Raw genomic sequence first — 21,431 nt, 5'->3', positions numbered from 1 at the left:
ATGGCTGGAAAAGGACTGTTCATTACGCTCGAAGGTGGCGAGGGCGCCGGGAAATCCACCCAGGCCCGCCTTCTGGCCGAGGCCCTGCGCGCGGAAGGGCACGACGTCCTTCTGACACGGGAGCCCGGGGGGACGCCGGGCGCGGAGGAAATCCGCAACCTGCTCCTGTTCGGGAAGGTTGATCTCTCCTGGCGGGCGGAAATCCTGATGCATATGGCCGCCCGGTCGGACCATCTCGACAACGCCATCCTGCCGGCGCTTGAGCGAGGCGAGATCGTGGTGTGTGACCGCTTCCATGATTCGACGCTGGCCTATCAGGGCTATGGCATCGGGCAGGGTACGCCGGAGGTTCTGGCGTTCCTGAATGGCGCCCGCAAACTCGTGGATTTCGAGCCGGATCTGACGCTGATGCTGGAACTCCCCCGGACGCAGGCGCTCGCGCGTCTGAAAGCCCGGGGCGGCCAGACGGACCGTTACGAGGCTCAGGCGGAAGCATTCCACGAGCGCGTTCTGGCCGGGTTCGATGCGATTGCGTCTGCTGATCCGGCGCGCGTGAAACGTGTGGATGCGGGCCAGACGCCGGAAGCCGTCAGTGCGGCGCTCCTGCATGCCGTGCATGAAAGCCTGACGGTTCAGGGCGTGTGAGCGATCCGCGGCATACTCTGAACCTGTACGGTCACAGCGAGGCGGAAGCGACGTTCCGGCAGGCGCTGGCCAGTGGCAAGCTGCATCATGCCTGGCTGATCTGCGGCCCGGCGGGGATTGGTAAGGCAACGCTGGCTTTCCGGCTGGCACGGCTGCTTCTGAATGCAGAAAATCCGGACTCGTCACAGGCGCGTCGCATTGCAGCCGGAACGCATGGGGACCTGCTGGAAATCTCGCGGGCCGTGGACGAGAAAAAAGGCCGTCTGCGCGGTGAAATTACCGCTGCGGATGTTCGTCCGGTCCAGACCTTCCTGCATCACACGGCGACTGAAGGCGGCTGGCGCGTGGTGATCGTGGACGGGGCGGAATATCTGAACCGGTTCGCGGCCAACGCCCTGCTCAAGATCCTCGAAGAGCCACCCCCGCGTTGTGTTCTGCTGCTGACCACGTCCTCGCCAGGCGCGCTCCTGCCCACGATCCGCAGCCGCTGCCGGATGCTCACACTGTCCGCGCTGTCCGATGCCGATATGCGGGCCGCACTGCCCGGCATCTCTGCGGATGTGCTGGCGCGCGCGCATGGATCGCCTGGCCGGGCACTCTTTCTCTCGCATGACAGGGACGGGGCGATTGCCTCATTTGTGGCGGAAATCCTTGCTGGACAGGTGCGCGGGTCGGAAACCATGGCCCTGAGCGAGCGTATTGCGAGAGAGGCTGAAGGTTTCGCATTGCTCTGCGATTTGCTAGGCGAGGGACTGGCAGACCGTGCGCGCTCGGCAGCGCGGCGCGGGGATCTTGCAAAGGCCGATCTGGCGGCGCGGCAGTGTTCCGAACTGGACACGCTGAGGCGTCAGACCGAAGGCTTCAATCTGGACAAGGCCCAGGCCATCCGTCAGGCAGCGGAACTCGCTGTCGGCAGCTGAGATGGTCCGGGCGTTATGAAACGAGTGGACATGACGCGGCGCTTCACCATCACGACCCCGATCTTCTATGTGAACGGCGCTCCGCATATCGGGCATGCCTATACCTCCATCGCGGCCGATGTTCTGGCCCGCTTTCATCGCCTGAATGGCGAAGAAGTCCTGTTCGTCAGCGGCACCGACGAGCATGGCCAGAAGGTCGAGCAGACCGCCGTCGCCAAGGGTATGGACCCGCAGGCCTATGCCGACGAGGTTTCGGCCTCCTTCCGCCAGATGCAGAAGGACATGGCGATCTCGACCGACGAGTTTATCCGCACGACCGAGGAGCGCCACAAGGGCGCGGCCAAGGCGCTGTGGGAGAAGGTCGCGGCGAACGGGCATATCTATCTGGGCGCCTATGAAGGCTGGTACTCCACACGCGACGAGGCGTTCATTGGCGAGGACGAGCTGGTCAAGAAGCCTGATGGAACGTTCGTGGCTCCGTCCGGTGCACCGGTCGAGCGCGTCAAGGAGCCGTCCTATTTCTTCCGTTTGTCCGATTTTCAGGACCGGCTTCTGAAGCTGTACGAAGACAATCCCGACTTCATCGGTCCCGTCGGTCCGCGTCGTGAAATCGAGAGCTTCGTCCGTCAGGGCCTGCGCGACCTGTCCGTCAGCCGCACGAGCTTCAAATGGGGCGTTCCGGTTCCGAACGATCCGGACCATGTCATGTATGTCTGGTTCGACGCGCTGGCGAACTATCTCACGGCCGTCGGTTATCCGAACCTTGATGACCCGCGGGCAAAGTTCTGGCCAGCAGATGTCCATATCGTGGGCAAGGAAATTGCTCGCTTCCACTGCGTGTACTGGCCGGCCTTCCTGATGGCGGCGGGCATCGACCTTCCGAAAAGCGTCTTCGCCCATGGCTGGTGGACGGTCGAAGGCGAGAAGATGAGCAAGTCTCTCGGCAACGTCCTCGACCCGAAAGCACTGGCCGACGAGTTCGGGCTGGATGCGCTGCGCTTCTTCCTGATGCGCGAAGTGCCGTTCGGTGGCGATTCCAATTTCAGCCGCCGCTCCATGATCACGCGTACGAATGTGGAACTGGCAAACGATCTCGGCAATCTGTGCCAGCGCACGCTGAGCCAGGTGGCCCGCAATCTGGGTGGCGTTCTTCCCGAGCGCGGCACCCTGACCGAAGATGATCAGGCCATGCTCGCAATGGTGACGCTGTTGCCAACGATCATGTCCGAACAGATCGAGCGCAAGGCGATTACCGATGCGCTGGAGGAAGTCTGGAAGGTCATCCGCGCCGCCAACTCCTATATCGACCGTCAGGCGCCCTGGGCCCTGAAAAAGACCGATCCGGAGCGTATGGCGGACGTCCTGCGGGTCCTCGTGGACATGATCCGCGGCATCGCAACCATGCTTCAGCCCTACATGCCGAATACGATGGACCGGATGCTGACACAGCTCGGCGTGCAGAATGACGAGCGGACATTTGCGGCCCTTGAAACACCGCTGCCGGCGGGTCGCACGCTTCCCAAGCCGGAAGGTCTGTTCCCGCGCTTTGTCGAGGAAGAGGCATGACAGGACTGATCGACACCCACTGTCATCTGGACAAGCTTGACGATCTCGCGCCCGCTTTCGAGCTGGCGCGGGAGTCCGGCCTGTCCGGAATGATCACGATCGGCACGCGCTTTTCGCAGGCGGATACGCAGATTGCCCTGACGCAGCATGATACGCCGGATCTGCGGATCTGGTGCGCGATCGGTATTCATCCGGATTATGCGGGCGAGGAGCGTCTGCCGTCTGTCGAGGAACTCGTCGCCAAGACCGAAGCTCCTTCCGTCGTGGCGATCGGGGAGACGGGGCTGGATTATTTCCATAGCGGAGACGAGGCCAAGCCGGCCCAGCACGCTGCGTTCCGCACCCATATCGCCGCCGCACGCCAGACGAAACTGCCGGTCGTCATTCATACCCGCAACGCCGATGACGACATGATCGCCATCCTGCGTGACGAACACGCGAAGGGCGCGTTTCCGTTCCTGATCCACTGCTTCGCGTCGGGCCCGAAACTGGCGGAAGCGGCGCTGGAACTCGGGGGCTATATCAGTTTTTCGGGCCTACTGACCTTCCCGAAATGCCAGGAAATCCGCGAAGTGGCGCGAATGGTGCCGGAAGACCGCATTCTGGTGGAAACGGACAGTCCATTCCTGGCCCCTGTACCAAAACGCGGAAAACCCAACACGCCGGGTTACGTCGCCCATACGGCCGCTCGACTGGCCGAAGAGCGGGGCGTGTCGCTGGACGAGATCGCGCGGATCACGTCTGAAAACGCCCGTCGTCTGTTCACGAGGATTGCTGCGTGAAAGTGACAATCCTTGGATGTGGCGGCTCTGCCGGCGTTCCCATGATCGGGGGCGAGGAGGGACCACGGACGGGGATCTGGGGCGCCTGCGATCCAGCGGAGCAGCGTAACCGGCGTACACGTTCCTCGGTCGTGATCGAAGGCGAGGGCGGTTTCCGGCTTCTGGTGGATTCCGGGCCGGATTTTCGCAATCAGATGCTGAACTGCGGCCTGAGCCATGTGCACGCGGTTCTCTATACGCATCCACATAGCGATCATATTGGTGGCCTCGATGAATTGCGGGCCATCAACCGCGTGATCGAAACGCCTCTGCCGCTGCTGGCCACGCCGGATGTTCTGGAAGAACTGCGCCTGCGTTACGCTTATGCGTTTGCCCCCTGGAAAGGACCAGAATTCTACCGGCCGGTTTTTGACGAGCATGTCGTGCAGCCCGGAGAGACAGTCACGTTCCCTGGTCTGACCGCTCGGATTTTCGAGCAGCGACACGGCCGGATCACGTCTCTTGGCGTGCGCTGCGGAAACTTCGCCTACAGCACGGATGTCGAGACGCTTTCGGAGGAATCCCTGTCGCTGCTTGAAGGCGTGCAGACCTGGATCGTGGACTGCTTCCAGTATGAGCCGCATCCAGCTCATGCCTGGCTTGAACGCGTGCTCGAGTGGCGTGAGCGCCTCGGTGTGGGGCACGTCATCCTTACCCATATGGGACCAGAGATGGATTATCAGACCCTGCGCCAGACACTGCCTGCTGGCGTCGAGCCTGCCTATGACGGCATGGTACTCGATCTGCAGGATTAATGCGGGGTTCTGGTCTGTATCGGGCTGTCCATGAAGGACCCACAGGGCAGGAGCGAGATATCCTCGTGAACTGAAGGACCGGGCAGGGAGGTGCCCGGTCCTTCAGGATCAGAATGTCATCATGGCACCTGCGGACATCGTGTGGTCGCTTTCGTGGGCGCTGCTGTGGGAATCCGATTCCGTATGGGCATATTCTCCCACGATCGTGAACCAGTCCGTCAGGTTGTAATAAATCGCTCCGACTTCAGACTGGTTGCGCCGGACCATGTCCGGATTGTCCTCACCAGGCGCCTGATAGAGGTTGCTGACGCCATAGCTCCCGACAAGCTTGAGCTTGGGTAGGATCTTGTAAGCTGCCTGGACGTAGTAGCCTTCGGAATCACGCTTGCGCCCGTTGGCGGATACACCATCGAAGAAGATGCCGGTCGTGCCGAGGCCACTGCCATAGTAGTAATAGGCCACGCCTTCGAACGGGCCGCGCGTGACCTTCACACCAACGTCGCCGGCCTCGACCGTCGTGCCTTTCCGGCTGCTGCTACCCAGTGTTGAGCTGGTCAGGTTCTGCTGATGCTGGACGAGGAAGCTGCTCCAAAAGCGGGTCGTGAAGCCGAGAATATTGCCATCATAGGTGACTTTGCCCTGAAGCATGGGCGAACTGTGCTGCGTCGTGGTCGCGGACAGGCCGCCACCGGCGAAGTTGTATTCATCCAGCGGTGTCATCACGCCGACGGAAGCCTGAAAACCCTTCCATTTCGGCGAGATATAGGTGATCTGCGGCAGCCAGTCTGTATAGACATAGCCCACGCCGATACGGCCGAGTGACGTGTTGGCGGGATTGGCGTTGCTGCCGGTACTGCCGACGCTGAGGAGTGTGGCATCGTTCAGGATGGCGTCAGACGCAAACAGAGCAATGTCGCGGCCCAGCTTGACCGTACCGAACTGGTCCGTTCCCGCGGTCATGTAAACCTGACGGAAATCGAGGCCGGCCGTTCCAAGGCCGACCGGACTGCCGCCGGAGTTGGCGTTGAAGGTACTGGGATTGTTGTTGTTGATGCCGGGATACATGCCGAAGACGGCGCCAAGCTTGATCCCATCCTGAACCGTGTTCAGCTTGAGGATCAGGCCGCCCGGCAGCAGGCCGTTACGAACGGACGAGGAATCAAAGCCGCTGCTACCGGTCGAGACGCCACCCGCAACAGCGCGACCACCGGCGGGGCTGTTATAGGTGTAGTAAGCGTTGACGAAGCCCGAGATGTTGATGTCGATCTGGCCGGCCTGGATCGTAACGCCTTTGCCCGCGACATAGGGCTTCACGCGTACGATGCTGTCCGGATTGTAGGTGCGACGCGCTTCCAGAAGCGAATTGCGGGCATCCTGCGCACTGGCGGACGCTTCCATGGCAGCACGGCGCGCTGCGGAAACGGCCGCAATGGTCGTGACATCCGGGGGAGTCTCCAGGCTGCTGCCTTCATTCTGGGGTCCATAGCGCATGTAGCGGTTGCGATGACGGGACGGAGCGGCAGGGGCGCTGTCATCGTCGCGCTGTAGGGAAGGATGCGAGTGATGCTGGTGATGGGCCAGCAGCACATTGTATTCCGAGCGGGTCAGGCTGCCCTTGGCCCGGAGAATGTCGAGCAGCTCCGTATAATCATCTGCCCGTGCGACATTTGGAAGGACGGAGAGTGCAGCAATGCAGAATGTGCTTCCCAGGAGACTCAGGCGGCACAGGGACATAGATGGCATATAACAGCCGCTCCCGCGGATATACCGGCGACCGCAATGCGGGCGCTCGCCGGGAGAATGGACTACAATGCTTTTCCTAGCGCGAATGGAGACATTCTTCGCAACAATAGGATGTGTTCTCACAAAAACGTCAGAAATTCAGGATTTTCGGATCTATTAGTTGGCATAATATATCTTATACGACATTTATGTGAGCGCGAGCCCGACCCTGACATGCGTCCGGTTTTTTCTCCGTCAGATTGCTCTAGAAGCAATAATATCGGCAGTTTTCAGCCATTTTCTGTGTGTGGCAAAATGCCATTACCATTTTTCCCCGGATTTTCCGGCTTCCAGAAGCTGCTTTCTGATGGATGCAAGGCTTTCCCGTAACGGTAAACCTGACACCTATGACAAAATGCCAATTTTAGGAATTGAGCCATTTTGCCATAGGTTGGATGCTGGCTCGCCTTGTTGTGGCGCTATGGCAAAACGCCATAAATGCACTCTATGGCATTTTGCCACTGCCCTCTCTCCCCCTTTACCTCACCGGCTTTCTCCCTTTACGCAGGTTCTCCCGCCCCTGCGCGAATGAGGCCGCATGACCGAAATCCTTCCTGCTTCCCCTGTTGTCGAACCGTCTTCCGCCGGAAAACAGCGGGAACTTTGGGGGCATCCCATCGGGCTGTGGGTGCTGACGCTGACCGAAGGCTGGGTCGGGTTCTCGCTCTACGGGATGCAGGCCATTCTGGCCCTGTATCTGACGGACCATCTGCTGCAGCCGGCTCATTCAGGAGCCGTTATGGGTCTCGGGCCGCTGGAGGCTTTTGCTTCCGCCCTTTATGCGCCTGTGGGAGCCCGCGCCATGGGCGCAGCCATTACAGGTCTGTTCCTGGCACTGATTTACGCCACCCCTCTCCTCGGCGGTTTTCTGGCGGACCGCGTCCTCGGCCAGACGCGGACCATCCTGCTGGGTGCCATCCTGATGACTGTGGGTCATTTCCTGATGTCATTTGACTGGAGCTTTGTACTGGCGCTGGGCTTTCTGCTGGCTGGGCTTGGTATGGCTGGCGGTCTGCGGGCACAGGTCGGCGCGCTGTATGCCCTAGGTGACCGACGGCGTTCGGACGCCTATCAGATCTACATGATGGGGCTTCAGATTGCGGTCATCGTGTCCCCGGTCCTGTGCGCGAGCCTTGCGCAGATTGAATGGCACTGGGGCTTTCTGGCAGCGGGCCTGGGTATGCTGATCGGGCTTGTGGTCTATCTCGTGGGGCGGCGCTGGCTCCCCGCTCCTGCTGTTGCGGTGCGTCGGTCTGAGGCCCCGGCCGCAACCACAAAGCACGCACGCCCTGCCCTGACGTCGCAGGAAAAGAAGACGACCCTGCTGCTTCTGGCGCTTGTGCCTGTTCTGGCGGTGGGCGCTGTCCCAAACTCGGAAATCTTCGACGGCTATCTGCTCTGGGGGCGCGAGCATTTCCAGCTTCATCTTCTGGGATACGAGATGCCGGTGAGCGATCTCATTTCCCTGGATGGATTTATCAGCACCCTGTGCGCCGTGCTCGTCCTGTGGTTCTGGAAGGCCTATGCGCGTCGCAGGCCCGATCTGTCGGAGATTTCCAAGGTCGCGCTGGGGACGTTGATTGCTGCTTTCGGGCCGCTGATACTGGCTTTGGGATCATGGATCAGTCCGGGCCCCCATGAGGTCAGTCTGTTCTGGGGGCTGGCCTTTCACATCATCAATGACATCGGGTTTTCGATGAATTATGCGATTGGAATGGCGCTTTTCTCACGCGCCGCCCCCGTGAGCCTGAACACCATTCTCGTCGCCTGCTTCTCGCTCCATCTGTTCCTGTCCAACCTGCTGATCGGAAAGCTGGCGACGCTGCTGGGACGGATTTCCGACGTCTCGTTCTGGCTTCTGCATTCAGGAGCCGCGCTTGTGGCAGCGGCAATCCTTGGCTTCTGTGCCGTGCGCTTCCGTGACCTTCTGGTGCCTGGCAAAGAGACCGCGCCGCCCGTGCCTTAAGACGGCGGCGCAACCAGACGGCGCATTTCCGGGGCCGATGCGGTTGAGACAGCATCACCATCCAGCGTACGAACCGTGACGGGCGTCAGCAGCCCGTCCGCCCTTTTCTGGCTACGCTGGATAATGAGGCGCTGAACGATGGGATACTCCTTCAGCAGCTTCTCGAACACCGGACGGGGAATGGCGAGCAGATGGCTGAACTGCAGGGAGCGGACGGTCCCGGGCATGGTCTCGTTGCGGATGACGGAGGCCGCGCCGATCAGGTCCCCGCTTCCAAACAGCAGATCCCGCTCCGCCAGATTGACCTCCGCCAGTCCCGCCACCTGCGCATAGACGACGCGTACGCGCTGCCCGCGCTTGAACAGAACTTCGCCGGGTGAGACGAAATGCATGGAGACCTTGCCTGAAAGCTTCTGAAGCACGCTGTCGGGAACGCCGTTGAAGGCCGGAAAGGCCCGGAGACGCTGTTCGATACCGCTCTTGAGATTGAAGCGCAGCGGCGCATCCAGCCGGGCGCGCTGACGTTCGATCTCACGATGCAGTTCGCGGTGCAGTTCCTCGGAAATCAGGTTGTCAGCTTCCAGCGCATCATATTCCTCGTCTTCGAGACGCAGGGCGATCTGACGCAGGATGCGGCTTTCCAGCGCTTCGGAATAACCGGAGTAATGCAGTCGCAGCGTCTCCAGCGCGTCATCCAGCAGCTTGCGCTGACGACCAAGAACTTCGGACACGATTTCCGTAATGCGCGGGCCAAGCGTCGGTTCCATGCGCTGGCGGATGAAGCGCTGAAGCGACAGCGAGACGAGATGCGCGATGATGAGCATCTCGAAGCGCTCCATCATGCAGTTCGTCAGCGGCTCGTCGATATGAAGGCGGCTGTGGAGCTCCTGCGCGATCCGGAAGCGCAATGAAGGCTGAAGGCGGCGCTTGAGAGCCCGGACATAACCATACCGCCCTTCGAGACGTGCGCCATCGGCCATGGACTCAGCCGTGCGCAGCAATGTCTCCATCACGCGTCGGGACAGCCCCTGAATGCGGAACAGATCCAGCAGCAGGGAGCGCTCCTGGTTGGCGATGGTGATCAGGGCGATATTGACGCGGTTGCGGTCGCTCAGGGCGGATTCAAAATTGTTGGCCGCCCTCTCCTGTTCCGCGCGACGTTCCAGGCGGCTGATGACACCGGCACGGGTCTGCTCGCTGAAGCCCAGTTCTTCGGAAAGCTCCCGCGTCCGCTCCGCGACTTCACCAAGGCCGATGCCCACGATCTGCTGGCGGATGGCCTGATCGATGGGCGACAACTGGTCCAGCTTGAAGAACAGGACGAGCGCCCGCAGCGTGGTCCCGTTGACCAGAAGCGTGATGAGCACGAAACCGGTGGCGATGATGCCGACGAAATGGGCGACCGGGCTCGAAACGCTCTGGTTCTCGGTCACGGCCAGCGCCAGCGCCAGCGTGATGGCGCCACGGATGCCACCCCAGGCCATGGTGGCCTTGAAGGGATTGGGAACGGGCGGCGAGAGCTTCGTGATGGCCAGAAGCGGCAGCATTCCGAAAATCACGGCCGAACGTGCGATCAGGCCCGCGACGCTGGCGATCAGGATCAGTACGAAATCCCATTTCGTCATGCCGATCAGCAGTCGGGGCACCAGCATGGCGGCCAGAAGGAACACGAGAGAGCCGGCCCAGAAAACGAGCTGCTCCCACATCTCGTTCAGGAAGCGCCAGACCTGCGGCCGGAAGGTCGACGGCCCGTAAGCGGAGACCGTCAGCCCCGCAGCAGCCGTTGCGACCACGCCGGAAAAGCCGAGCATCTCATCGCACAGGATATAAACGGCATAAGGCAGCGCCAGAGTCAGCGTGACTTCCGAAGCCGCCGATCCCCCAAGTCCGGCAATCAGTAGCAATGTGAGGCGTGCCAGACAGACGCCAACCACGATTGCCCCGATGAAGGCCGTCAGGAAGTCCATCAGCGCGTCGGCCAGATGGATCTGGTGATGCGAGGTGACGGCTGCCAGAAGGATCGAGAAGATCGAAATGGCCGCAGCGTCGTTCAGCAGGGCCTCGCCTTCGACAAGACGTGTCAGACGCGAAGCTGCACCGATTTCACGGAAGATCCCGGCCACGGCGGACGGATCGGTCGTCGCGACGATCGATCCCAGAAGCAGGCAGACGACGAGGCTCTGCTGGGCAAACGGATAAAGCGCGAAGCCAATGGTCGCGGTCGAAACGATGACAGCGACAACCGCCAGCAGCAGCACCGTTGCCGTTTCATGGGCCAGACGGCGCACGTCGATGGCCATGGCCCCCTGAAAGACCAGGATGGGCAGGAAGATCAGCAGGAAGGCTTCACTGTTGACCGGGAAATAGATCAGCGCCTCGGCTGCCCCATCCAGCAGATCGGTCGCAGACGAGCGCACGATAAGGGACGCGACAAGGCCCAGCCCGATCCCGGTCAATGCCAGCAGGACAGCTTCGGAAATCTCGAGACGTTTCGCGAGGGGCTGGATGATGCTGACAAGCGTGAGCAGGAACGCAAGCGCTAGGAGTACGGCTGCCAGTCCTGTCACCATCATCGTTGTCTCGGCTCCTTCATGTGGTCGTCTTCAGACGACTTGGCGTGTTTCAAGTTGGTGCTGTCTCCCGGGAGACAGCGTCGAGCCAGCGTCGGACCTGCCCTTCCGGGTCCTCATGGCCGATGAGGTCGCTCATGACGGCAACCGTATCGGCGCCTGCCTCAAGGCATTCCGCCAGCCGGGGCACGGTGATTCCACCAATGGCAACCAGCGGAACATTGCCGCACAACCCGCGCCATTCTGCCAGTTTCTCCAGGCCCCGCCCCGTCAGCGGCACGCCCCGGAGCTGCGTGGACCAGACCGGGCCGAAGGACACATAATCCGGCTTGCAGGCCAGTGCCGTCTGCAGCTCTTCATGCGTATGGGTCGAGATGCCAAACCTGATGCCAGCGGTCCGGATCGCGTCGAGATCCGCCGTCTCCAGATCTTCGGGGCCAAGATGCAGCCATTCATAGCCCAGCTCGATGGCCGTCTGCCAGTAGCGGTTCAGCGCCAGAGAAACATTGAAACGTGCGGCCAGTTCCTGTGCCAGCAGGGCCTGTGCCCTGATCTCTTCTTCCGGCAGATCACGCAGATAGAGTTCGATGAAACGCAGACCCGCCCCACCAAGCCGTTCCACCCAGCGCGGATGGTCGACGACAGCGTAAATCCTTGATGGAAGGGAAGACATCACATTCGTACTCCACAGGGCCTGCACGAAAAGCCGCGCATCATCGGACAGGTAACAGTGTTACAGCTTGGACGGGGGGCGTCCAGAGGCGCTGCATCGTTATCAACGTCCTGTTTTCAGGAGTGTTCCTGCAACGCGGAGATCAATGCTTCCGCCGGATGGGAGGGACGATGACCGGCCATGCGCTCGGTCTGGCAGCGGCAGGAAAATCCGGTCGCCAGAACCGGCTGCTTCACTTTCCCCGCCCAGTTCTGATCAAAGATCTGGCGGGAGAGGCTCGCCTGTTCTTTCTGGTGCCCGAACAGTCCGGCCATACCACAGCATCCGGCCTTTCCTGCCTGGACCGGCACTCCGAAATGCCGAAGGATGAAGGCCCAGTCCCCCGCGCTTTCCGGACGGGCCGCCTGCTCCGTGCAGTGTGAGATCACCGTCAGGGATTCCGCCTTGCCCGCAGTCTGTACCTGCGCGAACGCTCCCTGCCCTATCTGTCCACGCAGATAGGTTTCCAACGGAAGAACGTCCGGGACAGGTGTGTCCCCTGCGACTTCCCTGTATTCCTGCGTGAACATGAGCCCGGTAGCTGCATCCAGCGAAACGACCGGAATACCAAAAGCCGCCAAGCCTCGCAGCTTCCGCAATGTCTGACGGGCCGTAACACCAAAGCCCCTGCGAAATCCCAGAACATGCCGCGCCTTGCCGTTGTCCCAGACGGGTGTGACTTTTACGTCCAGCCCAAGAGACGTCAGAAGCGCATGAACCTTCTCGATGAGGCCGCCGTCAAAGCTGCCGGTAAAGGAATCCTGGATCAGGATTACCGCCCGCGGGTTACGACGGTTACGACGCAGCCAGGAGCGGCTGACCCGACTATCGGCTCCCAGTCGGGCAGGCTTCAGATGCGGAAGATCCACCAGCCCGATCCGGGACAGAACAGCCTCGGATACCGGATTATGCATCAGGAGATTGGCCAGCGCCGGGGCCTGTCTCCCGACCGCCAGCAGTGGCTCCAGCCAGTATACCAGATAATCGCGAACTGGCCTGCGGTTGTCGCGGAAGTAGGTTGCAAAGAACTTCGAGCGCATGGACGGAATATCCACGCGGATCGGACATTGTGTCGCGCAGGCCTTGCAGGACAGGCAGGTGTCCAGGGATGCCTTGAGTTCCTCTGTCAGAACCGGAAGCATCCCCCGATCGGGCGCGTTGTCCGGCAGGGAGCGCAGCCTGGCCCAGCTCCGGAGCAGCAGAGCCCGCCCTTTTGGGGACTGTGACCTGTCTTTCGTGGCTTTGTAGGACGGGCACATGGCCATCTCCGGCTCACGGTTGAAACAGGCGCCATTGCCGTTACAGCTTATGGAAAGCGCATAGGGTTCGCGGAGTGCGGGAGCAATATCCTCGTCGAAGCTGCCCTTGAACGGGATACCGTCAATGCGGTCCACGGGGTAGCCCGCGCTACCTGGTGCCAGCTTGCCGCGGTTGAAAATATCTTTGGGATCAAAGACATCCTTGATCCGGCAGAGTTCCGCGAACAGCGTTTCACCAAAAAACAGCGGCGAGAACTCGCCGCGAAATCCCCGCCCATGCTCGCCCCAGAGCAGACCGCCATGACGTTTCGTCAGAGCAGCCACAGCATCTGAAATGGGACGGATCAGCGCCCGGTCCTGCGGTGTGAGCATGTCCAGAAACGGGCGGACATGCAGGCAGCCGACATCGGCATGTCCGAACATGCCATAGGACAGTCCGTACCCGTCCAGAATATCACGGAATTCGCTGACATACTCAGGCAGAACTTCCGGAGGAACGGCAGTATCCTCGACAAACGGAACGCCCTGTCTGTGGCCCTCAGGACGTCCGAGAAGACCAACCGATTTTTCCCGCAGCGTCCAGAGGTTCGCAATAATGTCCGGATCAGAAACTGCTTTATGATCAATGGGTTTGTGCGGAGAGTTCGCAAGCAGGGTGACCGCATGGGCCATCTGTTCCTGCAGGACATCCAGATCGTCCCCGACAAACTCGACGAAGCTCATACCCTTGACCGGGAGCGCAGACCTGGTGCCTAGGACGCGTTCAAGCGCGTGCCACGTTACGTCCTGTTGGGCCTTGGCAAGGACGCGGTCGTCCAGCACTTCTACCGCAGACGGGTTGGCGGGCAGAAGCGTCTGAACATCACGCAGGGTGTCGTTGAAGCTCGCATAGCGAACGACGATAAGCTGCCGGTATTTCGGCAGACGTCTGACCCGCAGGACGATCTTCTTGGTCAGAGCAAGCGTGCCTTCCGATCCCGCCAGAAGCCGTGCGATATGGAAGCTTCCGTCCTCAAGCAGGACGTTCTGAAGATTGTATCCTGTCAGACCACGGTTCATGTCCGGGAAGACACGCCGGATCTCGTCGGCCTGTTCCGTGACGACCCGATGGACTTCGCGATAGGCTTGGGCGGCAAGCCCTTTCCCGCTCATTGCCTCTTCCAGCTGGGGTGCTGTCAGTCGGCCGACCTGCAGGTCGGTTCCGTCCGAGAGCACGACGTCCATCGTTTCTATGTAGTCGGAAGTCCGACCATAAATTCGCGATCCCTTGCCAGAGGCATCGGTCGCAATCATCCCCCCGATCGTAGCCCGGGTGGCGGTCGAGACCGTAGGGGGGAAGAAAAATCCGTGAGGCTTCAGGAAGGCATTAAGCCGAGCCAGAATAACGCCCGGTTCCACCGTGACCGTTCCCGCCTCGGCATCGAACTCCAGGATCCGGTCCAGATGGCGGGAGACATCGAGGACGATACCATCCGTCAGAGACTGACCGTTGGTGCCTGTCCCGCCGCCACGGATTGAAAGGGTCAGTTCACCATCTGCGGCAGCGCGGACGGCCCGGTTGAGGTCTTCCTGCATGCGTGGATGAATGACGGCAGCCGGAAGGCGCTGATAGATGCTGTTATCGGTGGAAGAGACCAGCCGCGACGAGACCTGAAGGTTGATATCGCCTTCAAATCCCTGCTCATCCAGTCGCCTGACAAAAGCTTCGCGTATGGTGATTTCAGAGGCGCTGGGAGAGAGGCCTGAATTTCCGGCCGACATTCCGGATATTGCGTCTCCACCCATATTTGCGTCTCCTTCAGGCTGCCATGTGTGATGTTACTATAATGTCTGCAAAAAATTTCCCCCGATAGGAAAATCCTTCATTCAACCGTGACTGATTTGGCAAGGTTCCGGGGCTGATCCACGTCTGTCCCTTTGAGGAGGGCCACTTCATAAGCCAGCATCTGAACGGGAATGGCATACAGGATCGGGGCCACGAAAGCCTCTACATCCGGCATGATGACAACCTGTTCCGCCACGCCTTCAAGACGTTTCGCACCTTCTGCATCGGTGAAGGCAAGAATGCGTCCGCCACGCGCTTTCGCTTCCTGCAGATTGGACAGGGTCTTGTCGAACAGGATCGTGGATGGTGCGATGGCAACGACCGGAACGGTCTGATCGATCAGGCTGATGGGACCATGCTTCAGTTCACCTGCGGCATAAGCTTCCGCGTGGATGTAACTGATTTCCTTTAATTTTAATGCGCCTTCAAAGGCGATCGGTGTGCAGATTCCGCGCCCCAGATACAGGACATCCCGGGCCTGCGCGACAACAGCCGCCATCGCCTGGATATCCTTGGTTCGCGTGAAGACTTCCGCAGCTCGGGACGGCAGATCCAGCAGGCTGGCCGTCAGACGTTCTTCACGGGCCTGATCCATCGTGCCGCGGGCCCGCGCGAAGTCGATTGCCAGAGCCGCCAGAACGGAAAGCTGGGCCGTGAAAGCCTTGGTAGAGGCTACGGAGATTTCCGGCCCCGCATCCATACCCAGGACGAGATCGCTTTCGCGTCCCATGGTCGAGTGCTCGACGTTCAGCACGGAAACAATGCTCTGCCCGGCCTTCTTGAGGCTCCGAAGAACTCCGAGCGTATCAGCGGTTTCGCCGGACTGAGAAATCAGCAGCGCTACGCCCTTGTCCGGCTGCGGCGGCTCGCGATAGCGCATTTCGGACGCAACATCGATCTCCACCGGAATGCGCGCCAGGGATTCCAGCCAGTACCGCCCCACCATGCCGGCATAATAGGCCGACCCGCAGGCCGTAATGGTGATGCGCGGAACCTGTGCCGGATCGAATGGCATTTCCGGCAGGGCAATGCGCTTTGATGCCGGGTCGGTTATGCGTTTCAGTGTCTGCCCGATGGCGACCGGATGTTCATGGAGTTCTTTCTCCATGTAGTGCCGGTATCCATCCTTGCCGACCTGCCCAGCCATGAAAGTCAGGTCCTGAACGGGACGGCTGACTTCAGCGCCGGTCATGTCGAAAATAATGACATGGCCGGGAGTCAGTTCGCACCAGTCGCCGTCTTCCAGATAGGTCATCTTCCGGGCCATCGGGGCCAGCGCAATGCTGTCGGACCCGAGAAACATCTCGCCGTTGCCGTACCCGACGGCAAGTGGTGCGCCGTGACGGGCCCCGATCAGCAGGCCTTCATGATCCTTGAAGATCATGGCAATGGCATAGGCGCCTTCCAGCCGCTTGATTGCGGCAAAGGCTGCCTCGCGAGGCTCTAGCCCCTGCCCCAGATAGTCATCGACCAGATGGGCGACCGTCTCTGAATCCGTCTCGGTCCGGAACACGCGTCCCTTCGCCTCAAGCTCTTTCTTGAGCTCGGCAAAGTTTTCGATGATGCCGTTATGGACGATCGCCACACGGCCGGCCTCATGAGGATGGGCATTGTTTTCCGTAGGCGCGCCGTGAGTGGCCCAACGCGTATGACCGATGCCGGTCGTGCCGGGCAGCGGGTGCTCTTTCAGGACATGTTCGAGATTGTCCAGCTTGCCAGCCGCGCGACGGCGCTCGATGTTTCCCGATGCTGTCAGCGTGGCGATGCCGGCGGAATCATATCCGCGATATTCAAGGCGACGCAGCGCCTCAAACGCAATCGGGCTGGCAGGCTGATGTCCAACAATACCGCAGATACCGCACATCAGACCTGTTCCTTCCGAGCTTTGAGAGACTGTTTGATCTGAAGGCCCTGCCCGCTTTTCAGCGTCTGCCGTGCCCGGCCCAGAGCCAGATCACCAGCAGGAACGTCATCCGTAATGACGCTTCCGGCCGCGATGAGGGCATCATCGCCAATGGTTACGGGCGCCACGAGAATGGAATCAGAACCAACGAACACGCGCTCGCCGATCGTGGTCCGGTGTTTGAACACGCCATCGTAGTTGCAGGTGATGGTCCCTGCTCCAACATTCGTGCCACTCCCGATCGAGGCATCGCCCAGATAGGTCAGGTGATTGGCCTTCGCGCCCTCACCCAGTTCCACATTCTTGAGCTCGACGAAATTGCCGACATGCGTCTGCGCGGCGCAAAGCGTGCCTGGGCGCAGCCGGGCATAGGGGCCGATCATTGCGCCTTCCCCGACTTCACAGCCTTCCAGATGGGAAAAGGCACGAATGAGGGCGCCGGAACGGACCCTGACGCCGGGGCCAAAGAAAACGTTTGGCTCGATCGTTACATCCGCTTCGATGATGGTGTCGGTGCTGAAGAAAACAGTTTCAGGAGCAACAAGCGTGACACCCGCATCCATGGCCGCATTTCGCAGTCGGGTCTGAAGCGTCGCCTCAGCACGGGCTAGTTCCGAACGGGAATTGACCCCCGCCAGTTCGGCTTCCGGTGCTTCCACGCAAATGACCGGCCCGGTTTTCGCCGCCATTTCAACCACATCCGTGAGGTAATACTCGCCTTGGGCATTGTCGTTTCCGACATTTGCAAGCCAGGTCCGGAAATCGTCGGCTCCGGCACACATGACGCCCGCATTGCACAGCGTGATGCGGCGTTCGGCTTCCGTGGCATCCTTGAATTCGACGATCTTCACGACCCTGCCGTGGTCTTCCACAATTCGGCCATAACGCCCCGGCTCTGCAGGTCGCATTCCAAGAAGCGCCAGACTGGCGCCTTCCCTGCGTGCTGCCAGCAGGCGCCGCATCGTCTCCGCCGTAATCAGCGGATTATCGGCATAGAGAATGGCCACGTCGCCAGTGCCGAACAGGTCCCGCGCCGTGTTGGCGGCATGGGCTGTGCCAAGCCGCTCGATCTGAGTGACGGTTTTGAAAGGACGGACAGCCTTTTCAAGCTCCGGCATGTCCGGTCCGGTGACGACGACCACATCATCAAAGACCTGCCGGGCAGTTGTGATGAGATGGTTGATCATCGGCTGGTTGCCCAGACGATGCAGCGCCTTGGGCAGACGGGATTTCATGCGCGTGCCGAGGCCCGCGGCAAGGATGATGGCAGTGGTGCGATGGGTGCTGTCGGTCATGTCCCGCCCGGGGTATCCAAACCGCGGGTCCGCGTCAAACGGAGCCCGCAGACTGTGTCATCACTTCGAATTGCCGATTATTGCAAGACGTTCGAGTGCTCCGTTCAGGGAGCCACGGCGTGTTGCATGACGACCATGACACGCCCGAGTTTGGGGTGATTGAACTCGATCCGGACCGGGACCAGTCCCAGGCCATCGATCTTTCTGAACCAGACTGCTCCCGGCTGGGGAGAGGCCAGTTTTGCCCTGTTCGGAGAGTCTTTCACAAAGCCGGCAAGCTGACGCCCTATGAAATCACAGCGCAGGGCCTGCCCGGAATAGGCCTCGTCCTGTCCCTGCGGGATGTCTGCCATGGTCGGACCATGGACCACCATTTCACTCAGCCGGATTCCATCGAAAATGATCTGCGTCCCGTCGCATTTCCCGGTTGTGGCAAGGGCATGCAGCAGATGCGCCATGCCGCTCAGGGTATCGACCGTATGTGGCAGGGAGCTATCTGGGATCGGTTCGCGGTCAGTTTCCGGGGGCTGGAGGTCCGTCACTTTTGGAATGTCGTTCGAGAACTCCAGCCGGACATGACGGTGCTTGCCGCGGGAAATGCCTCCGCTGTCAAACAGCACCGGCTGAACGTTACCGTCGGGTGTGAACTTCCCCTGCACGCGGGATGTTACGTCCATGGTCACGAACCAGCTGATCAGACCGGCGGGCTTGATCTGGGTGCTGCCCCCATAGCCCCAGGGCTGGAGCTGATAGGATGCCTGCGCATTCAGGACATGAAAGCCCTTGAGATAAACGGCATAGGCGGCATTGACCTGCCCCTCAGCGCGGGCCGGGCTACAGCCCAGTCCGGCCATCAGGGCAAGTGCCATCCCTGCGACGAGAGCCTTAAACGTCAAGATTGGCGACTTTCAGGGCATTGCCGACAATGAAGTCCCTGCGAGGCTCCACGACGTCGCCCATCAGCGTAGAGAACACCTGTCCGGCATCTTCCACATCCCCGACCCGGACCTGCAGCAGGGTGCGGGTCGAAGGGTCGAGCGTGGTGTGCCACAGCTGCTCGTCGTTCATTTCGCCCAGCCCCTTGAAGCGGTTGATGGTCAGGCCGCGACGGCCCTGAAGCAGGATGCGCTCCATGACGGCTGCGGGACCGAACAGTTCATAAGCCGTGGGGTCGAGCGTGAGCGTGACGGGCTTGGCAAAATCTCGGGCCAGACGCTCCCATTCCGACACCAGCCAACGGGCTTCCGCCGAGCGCAGGAGCGAAGGCTCGATCCGGTAGACTTCGCCCACGCCACGAACGGAGCGGGCACATTCCAGACCGGTTTCCGAAATGGAGACTTTCCAGCCGCGCTCATTGGGTAGCGAAGCTCCATCCAGACGCTGCTGGAACTCGGGCATCCGTGAGGTTGCGACAGCGATATCGCTGTCCAGAACGCCCGAGATGGCGGCCTGCTCCATGACCCAGACGGGAACCTTGGAAGCAATGCTCTGAAGGCGACGGGCGGCAGCCGAAAGGAACGCAACTTCCTCGGCTAGAGCCTCGCCCGTCAGTTCACGGCCATCCGCAAAGCGCAGGGTTGCATTCGCCAGCGCTTTATCCAACAGGTACTGCTCAAGAGCGGCGTCATCCTTGAGATAGCGCTCTTCCTGACCGCGCTTGGCGCGATAAAGCGGCGGCTGGGCAATGTAGAGATAGCCCTGCTCGATCAGTTCCGGCATCTGACGGAAGAAGAAGGTCAGCAGCAGCGTGCGAATATGCGAACCGTCGACGTCAGCATCGGTCATGATGACGATCTTGTGGTAGCGCAGTTTTTCGGCCGAGAAACCGCCCTGATCGACTTCACCCCGACCGATGCCGGTGCCAAGAGCCGTAATCAGCGTTCCGATTTCCGCCGAGCCCAGCATCCGGTCGAACCGGGCACGCTCGACGTTCAGGATCTTTCCGCGCAGCGGCAGGATGGCCTGGAAGCGACGGTCCCGTCCCTGCTTGGCCGTGCCACCTGCGGAGTCACCCTCGACGATGAAGATTTCAGCCTTGGACGCATCGCGCTCCTGACAGTCCGCGAGCTTGCCCGGAAGCGAAGAGACATCCAGCACACCCTTGCGCCGCGTCAGTTCGCGTGCACGACGCGCGGCTTCACGCGCGCTGGCAGCGTCGATGATCTTGGCGACGATGGCCTTCGCTTCCTTGGGATGCGTTTCGAACCAGTGGGAGATCGCATCGGACGCAGCAGCGTGGACGACCGGCTGGACTTCGGACGAGACGAGCTTGTCCTTTGTCTGCGAGGAAAACTTGGGGTCCGGCACCTTCACGGACAGGACGGCGGTCATGCCTTCACGCATGTCCTCGCCTGTCAGCGATCCGGCCTCACGCTTGGCTACACCTTCAGCATACTTGCCAACAACGCGCGTCAGGGCCTGACGGAAACCGGCCAGATGCGTACCGCCATCGCGCTGCGGGATGTTGTTGGTGAAGCACAGCATCGTCTCGTGATAGCTGTCGTTCCAGGTCAGCGCGAACTCGACGCGGATGCCGCTTTCGGGATTGTCGATCTCGCCCGTAATGGGCGGCGTGACAATGGAAGTTTTTGAAGAATCAAGCCATTCCGCGAACGCGCTCAGACCACCATCATAGTGGAAGCGCAGTTCCTTCGGCTCGGCATGACGCTCGTCCCGCAGGATGATCAGCATGCCCGAATTCAGGAATGCGAGCTCGCGGACGCGGCGTTCAAGAATGGAAATATCGAAATCGACCTTCGTGAAGGTCTGCTTGCTGGGCTTGAACGTAACCAGTGTGCCCCGGTCTTCGGAGGACGGCCCGATGACATGCAGGGCCTCGTCGCGCTCTCCATGCTGGAAGCGGATCTTGTGCTCCAGTCCGTTGCGCCAGATCCGCACTTCCATCCATTCGGACAGGGCGTTCACCACGGCCGCACCCACACCGTGCAGACCACCGGAAACCTTATAGGAGTTCTGGTTGAACTTGCCGCCGGCATGAAGCTTGGTCAGCACGACTTCGGCGGCGCTGATACCTTCTTCGGGGTGCAGATCGGTCGGAATGCCACGGCCGTCATCTCGCACCGATACGGAACCGTCCCCGTTCAGGGTCAGGATGCAGTAGGTTGCATGGCCGGCCTGGGCTTCGTCCACCGCATTGTCGATGATTTCGAAGACCATGTGATGCAGGCCCGAGCCGTCATCGGTATCGCCGATATACATGCCCGGACGCTTGCGGACGGCGTCCAGCCCCTTCAGGACCGAGATGGAGGAAGCGTCGTAATCTTCACCGTCTGCGCCAGGAATCTCGGGCTGGTTCTGGGTCTCTGACATGCGCGTGACGGTCTCCGTGGTACTCTGAATAACTGATGGATCAGTATAGCCCCTGCCATTCATTTAGGCCAGCGGCGGCGGC

At 60.7% G+C, this 21,431-nt stretch carries 14 protein-coding genes; 6 read left to right on the top strand and 8 right to left on the bottom strand.

What is annotated here, in order from left to right; translation table 11 throughout:
• The 5 genes from tmk to HKD31_RS08180 are packed head-to-tail and all read left to right on the top strand — an operon-like array spanning position 1 to position 4,707.
• The gene (gene tmk, locus HKD31_RS08200) at positions 1-645 is read left to right on the top strand and encodes a dTMP kinase (RefSeq protein WP_194264683.1); all 645 of its coding nucleotides are present in this window, start codon (positions 1-3) and stop codon (positions 643-645) included.
• On the top strand, positions 642-1,565 hold the full coding sequence (locus HKD31_RS08195; RefSeq protein ID WP_194264616.1) for a DNA polymerase III subunit delta': 924 nt from the start codon (positions 642-644) through the stop codon (positions 1,563-1,565). The genes tmk and HKD31_RS08195 overlap by 4 nt, the downstream gene beginning before the upstream one ends.
• A gap of 30 nt (positions 1,566-1,595) precedes the next feature.
• Positions 1,596-3,131 carry a methionine--tRNA ligase gene (gene metG / locus HKD31_RS08190; protein ID WP_194264617.1) on the top strand — a complete coding sequence of 512 codons (1,536 nt, stop codon included), beginning with the start codon at positions 1,596-1,598 and terminating at the stop codon, positions 3,129-3,131.
• Positions 3,128-3,913 carry a TatD family hydrolase gene (locus HKD31_RS08185; protein ID WP_194264618.1) on the top strand — a complete coding sequence of 262 codons (786 nt, stop codon included), beginning with the start codon at positions 3,128-3,130 and terminating at the stop codon, positions 3,911-3,913. The genes metG and HKD31_RS08185 overlap by 4 nt, the downstream gene beginning before the upstream one ends.
• On the top strand, positions 3,910-4,707 hold the full coding sequence (locus tag HKD31_RS08180; protein WP_194264619.1) for an MBL fold metallo-hydrolase: 798 nt from the start codon (positions 3,910-3,912) through the stop codon (positions 4,705-4,707). The genes HKD31_RS08185 and HKD31_RS08180 overlap by 4 nt, the downstream gene beginning before the upstream one ends.
• A gap of 108 nt (positions 4,708-4,815) precedes the next feature.
• On the opposite strand, the gene HKD31_RS08175 is transcribed toward HKD31_RS08180, so the two are convergent.
• Positions 4,816-6,441 carry a porin gene (locus tag HKD31_RS08175; RefSeq protein ID WP_370543910.1) on the bottom strand — a complete coding sequence of 542 codons (1,626 nt, stop codon included), beginning with the start codon at positions 6,439-6,441 and terminating at the stop codon, positions 4,816-4,818.
• Positions 6,442-7,027: 586 nt separating this feature from the next.
• Here HKD31_RS08175 and HKD31_RS08170 point away from each other — a divergent pair.
• The gene (locus tag HKD31_RS08170; RefSeq protein WP_194264621.1) at positions 7,028-8,455 is read left to right on the top strand and encodes a peptide MFS transporter; all 1,428 of its coding nucleotides are present in this window, start codon (positions 7,028-7,030) and stop codon (positions 8,453-8,455) included.
• Here HKD31_RS08170 and HKD31_RS08165 read toward each other — a convergent pair.
• The 7 genes from HKD31_RS08165 to gyrB all read right to left on the bottom strand — a co-directional run bounded on the left by HKD31_RS08165 (position 8,452) and on the right by gyrB (position 21,349).
• Complete coding sequence (locus tag HKD31_RS08165) at positions 8,452-11,028, bottom strand: cation:proton antiporter (RefSeq protein ID WP_194264622.1); 2,577 nt, start codon at positions 11,026-11,028, stop codon at positions 8,452-8,454. The two genes, HKD31_RS08170 and HKD31_RS08165, sit on opposite strands and share 4 nt — an antisense overlap.
• Before the next feature lie 49 nt (positions 11,029-11,077).
• Entirely contained in the window at positions 11,078-11,698 is a 621-nt protein-coding gene (locus tag HKD31_RS08160) for a thiamine phosphate synthase (protein ID WP_194264684.1), read from the bottom strand.
• A 116-nt stretch (positions 11,699-11,814) separates the two neighbouring features.
• Positions 11,815-14,757, bottom strand: coding sequence for an FAD-binding and (Fe-S)-binding domain-containing protein (locus HKD31_RS08155; protein ID WP_228120375.1), 2,943 nt, complete (start codon positions 14,755-14,757; stop codon positions 11,815-11,817).
• Between the two features lie 101 nt (positions 14,758-14,858).
• A complete protein-coding gene (gene glmS, locus HKD31_RS08150; protein WP_194264624.1) occupies positions 14,859-16,685 on the bottom strand; it encodes a glutamine--fructose-6-phosphate transaminase (isomerizing) in 1,827 nt (608 codons plus the stop codon).
• Positions 16,685-18,019 carry a bifunctional UDP-N-acetylglucosamine diphosphorylase/glucosamine-1-phosphate N-acetyltransferase GlmU gene (glmU, locus tag HKD31_RS08145; protein WP_194264625.1) on the bottom strand — a complete coding sequence of 445 codons (1,335 nt, stop codon included), beginning with the start codon at positions 18,017-18,019 and terminating at the stop codon, positions 16,685-16,687. The genes glmS and glmU overlap by 1 nt, the downstream gene beginning before the upstream one ends.
• 104 nt (positions 18,020-18,123) lie before the next feature.
• Positions 18,124-18,915, bottom strand: coding sequence for a DUF3108 domain-containing protein (locus HKD31_RS08140; protein ID WP_194264626.1), 792 nt, complete (start codon positions 18,913-18,915; stop codon positions 18,124-18,126).
• Positions 18,905-21,349 (bottom strand): DNA topoisomerase (ATP-hydrolyzing) subunit B, encoded by a 2,445-nt coding sequence (gene gyrB / locus HKD31_RS08135; RefSeq protein WP_194264627.1) that lies wholly within the window; start codon positions 21,347-21,349, stop codon positions 18,905-18,907. The genes HKD31_RS08140 and gyrB overlap by 11 nt, the downstream gene beginning before the upstream one ends.
• Between the last annotated feature and the right edge of the window lie 82 nt (positions 21,350-21,431).

Source organism: Gluconobacter potus (genome assembly GCF_015244705.1).
In the GTDB taxonomy this organism is placed as follows: domain Bacteria; phylum Pseudomonadota; class Alphaproteobacteria; order Acetobacterales; family Acetobacteraceae; genus Gluconobacter; species Gluconobacter potus.
Note: the sequence above shows the minus strand (reverse complement) of the source record. Positions and strands in the feature narration are given on the sequence as shown.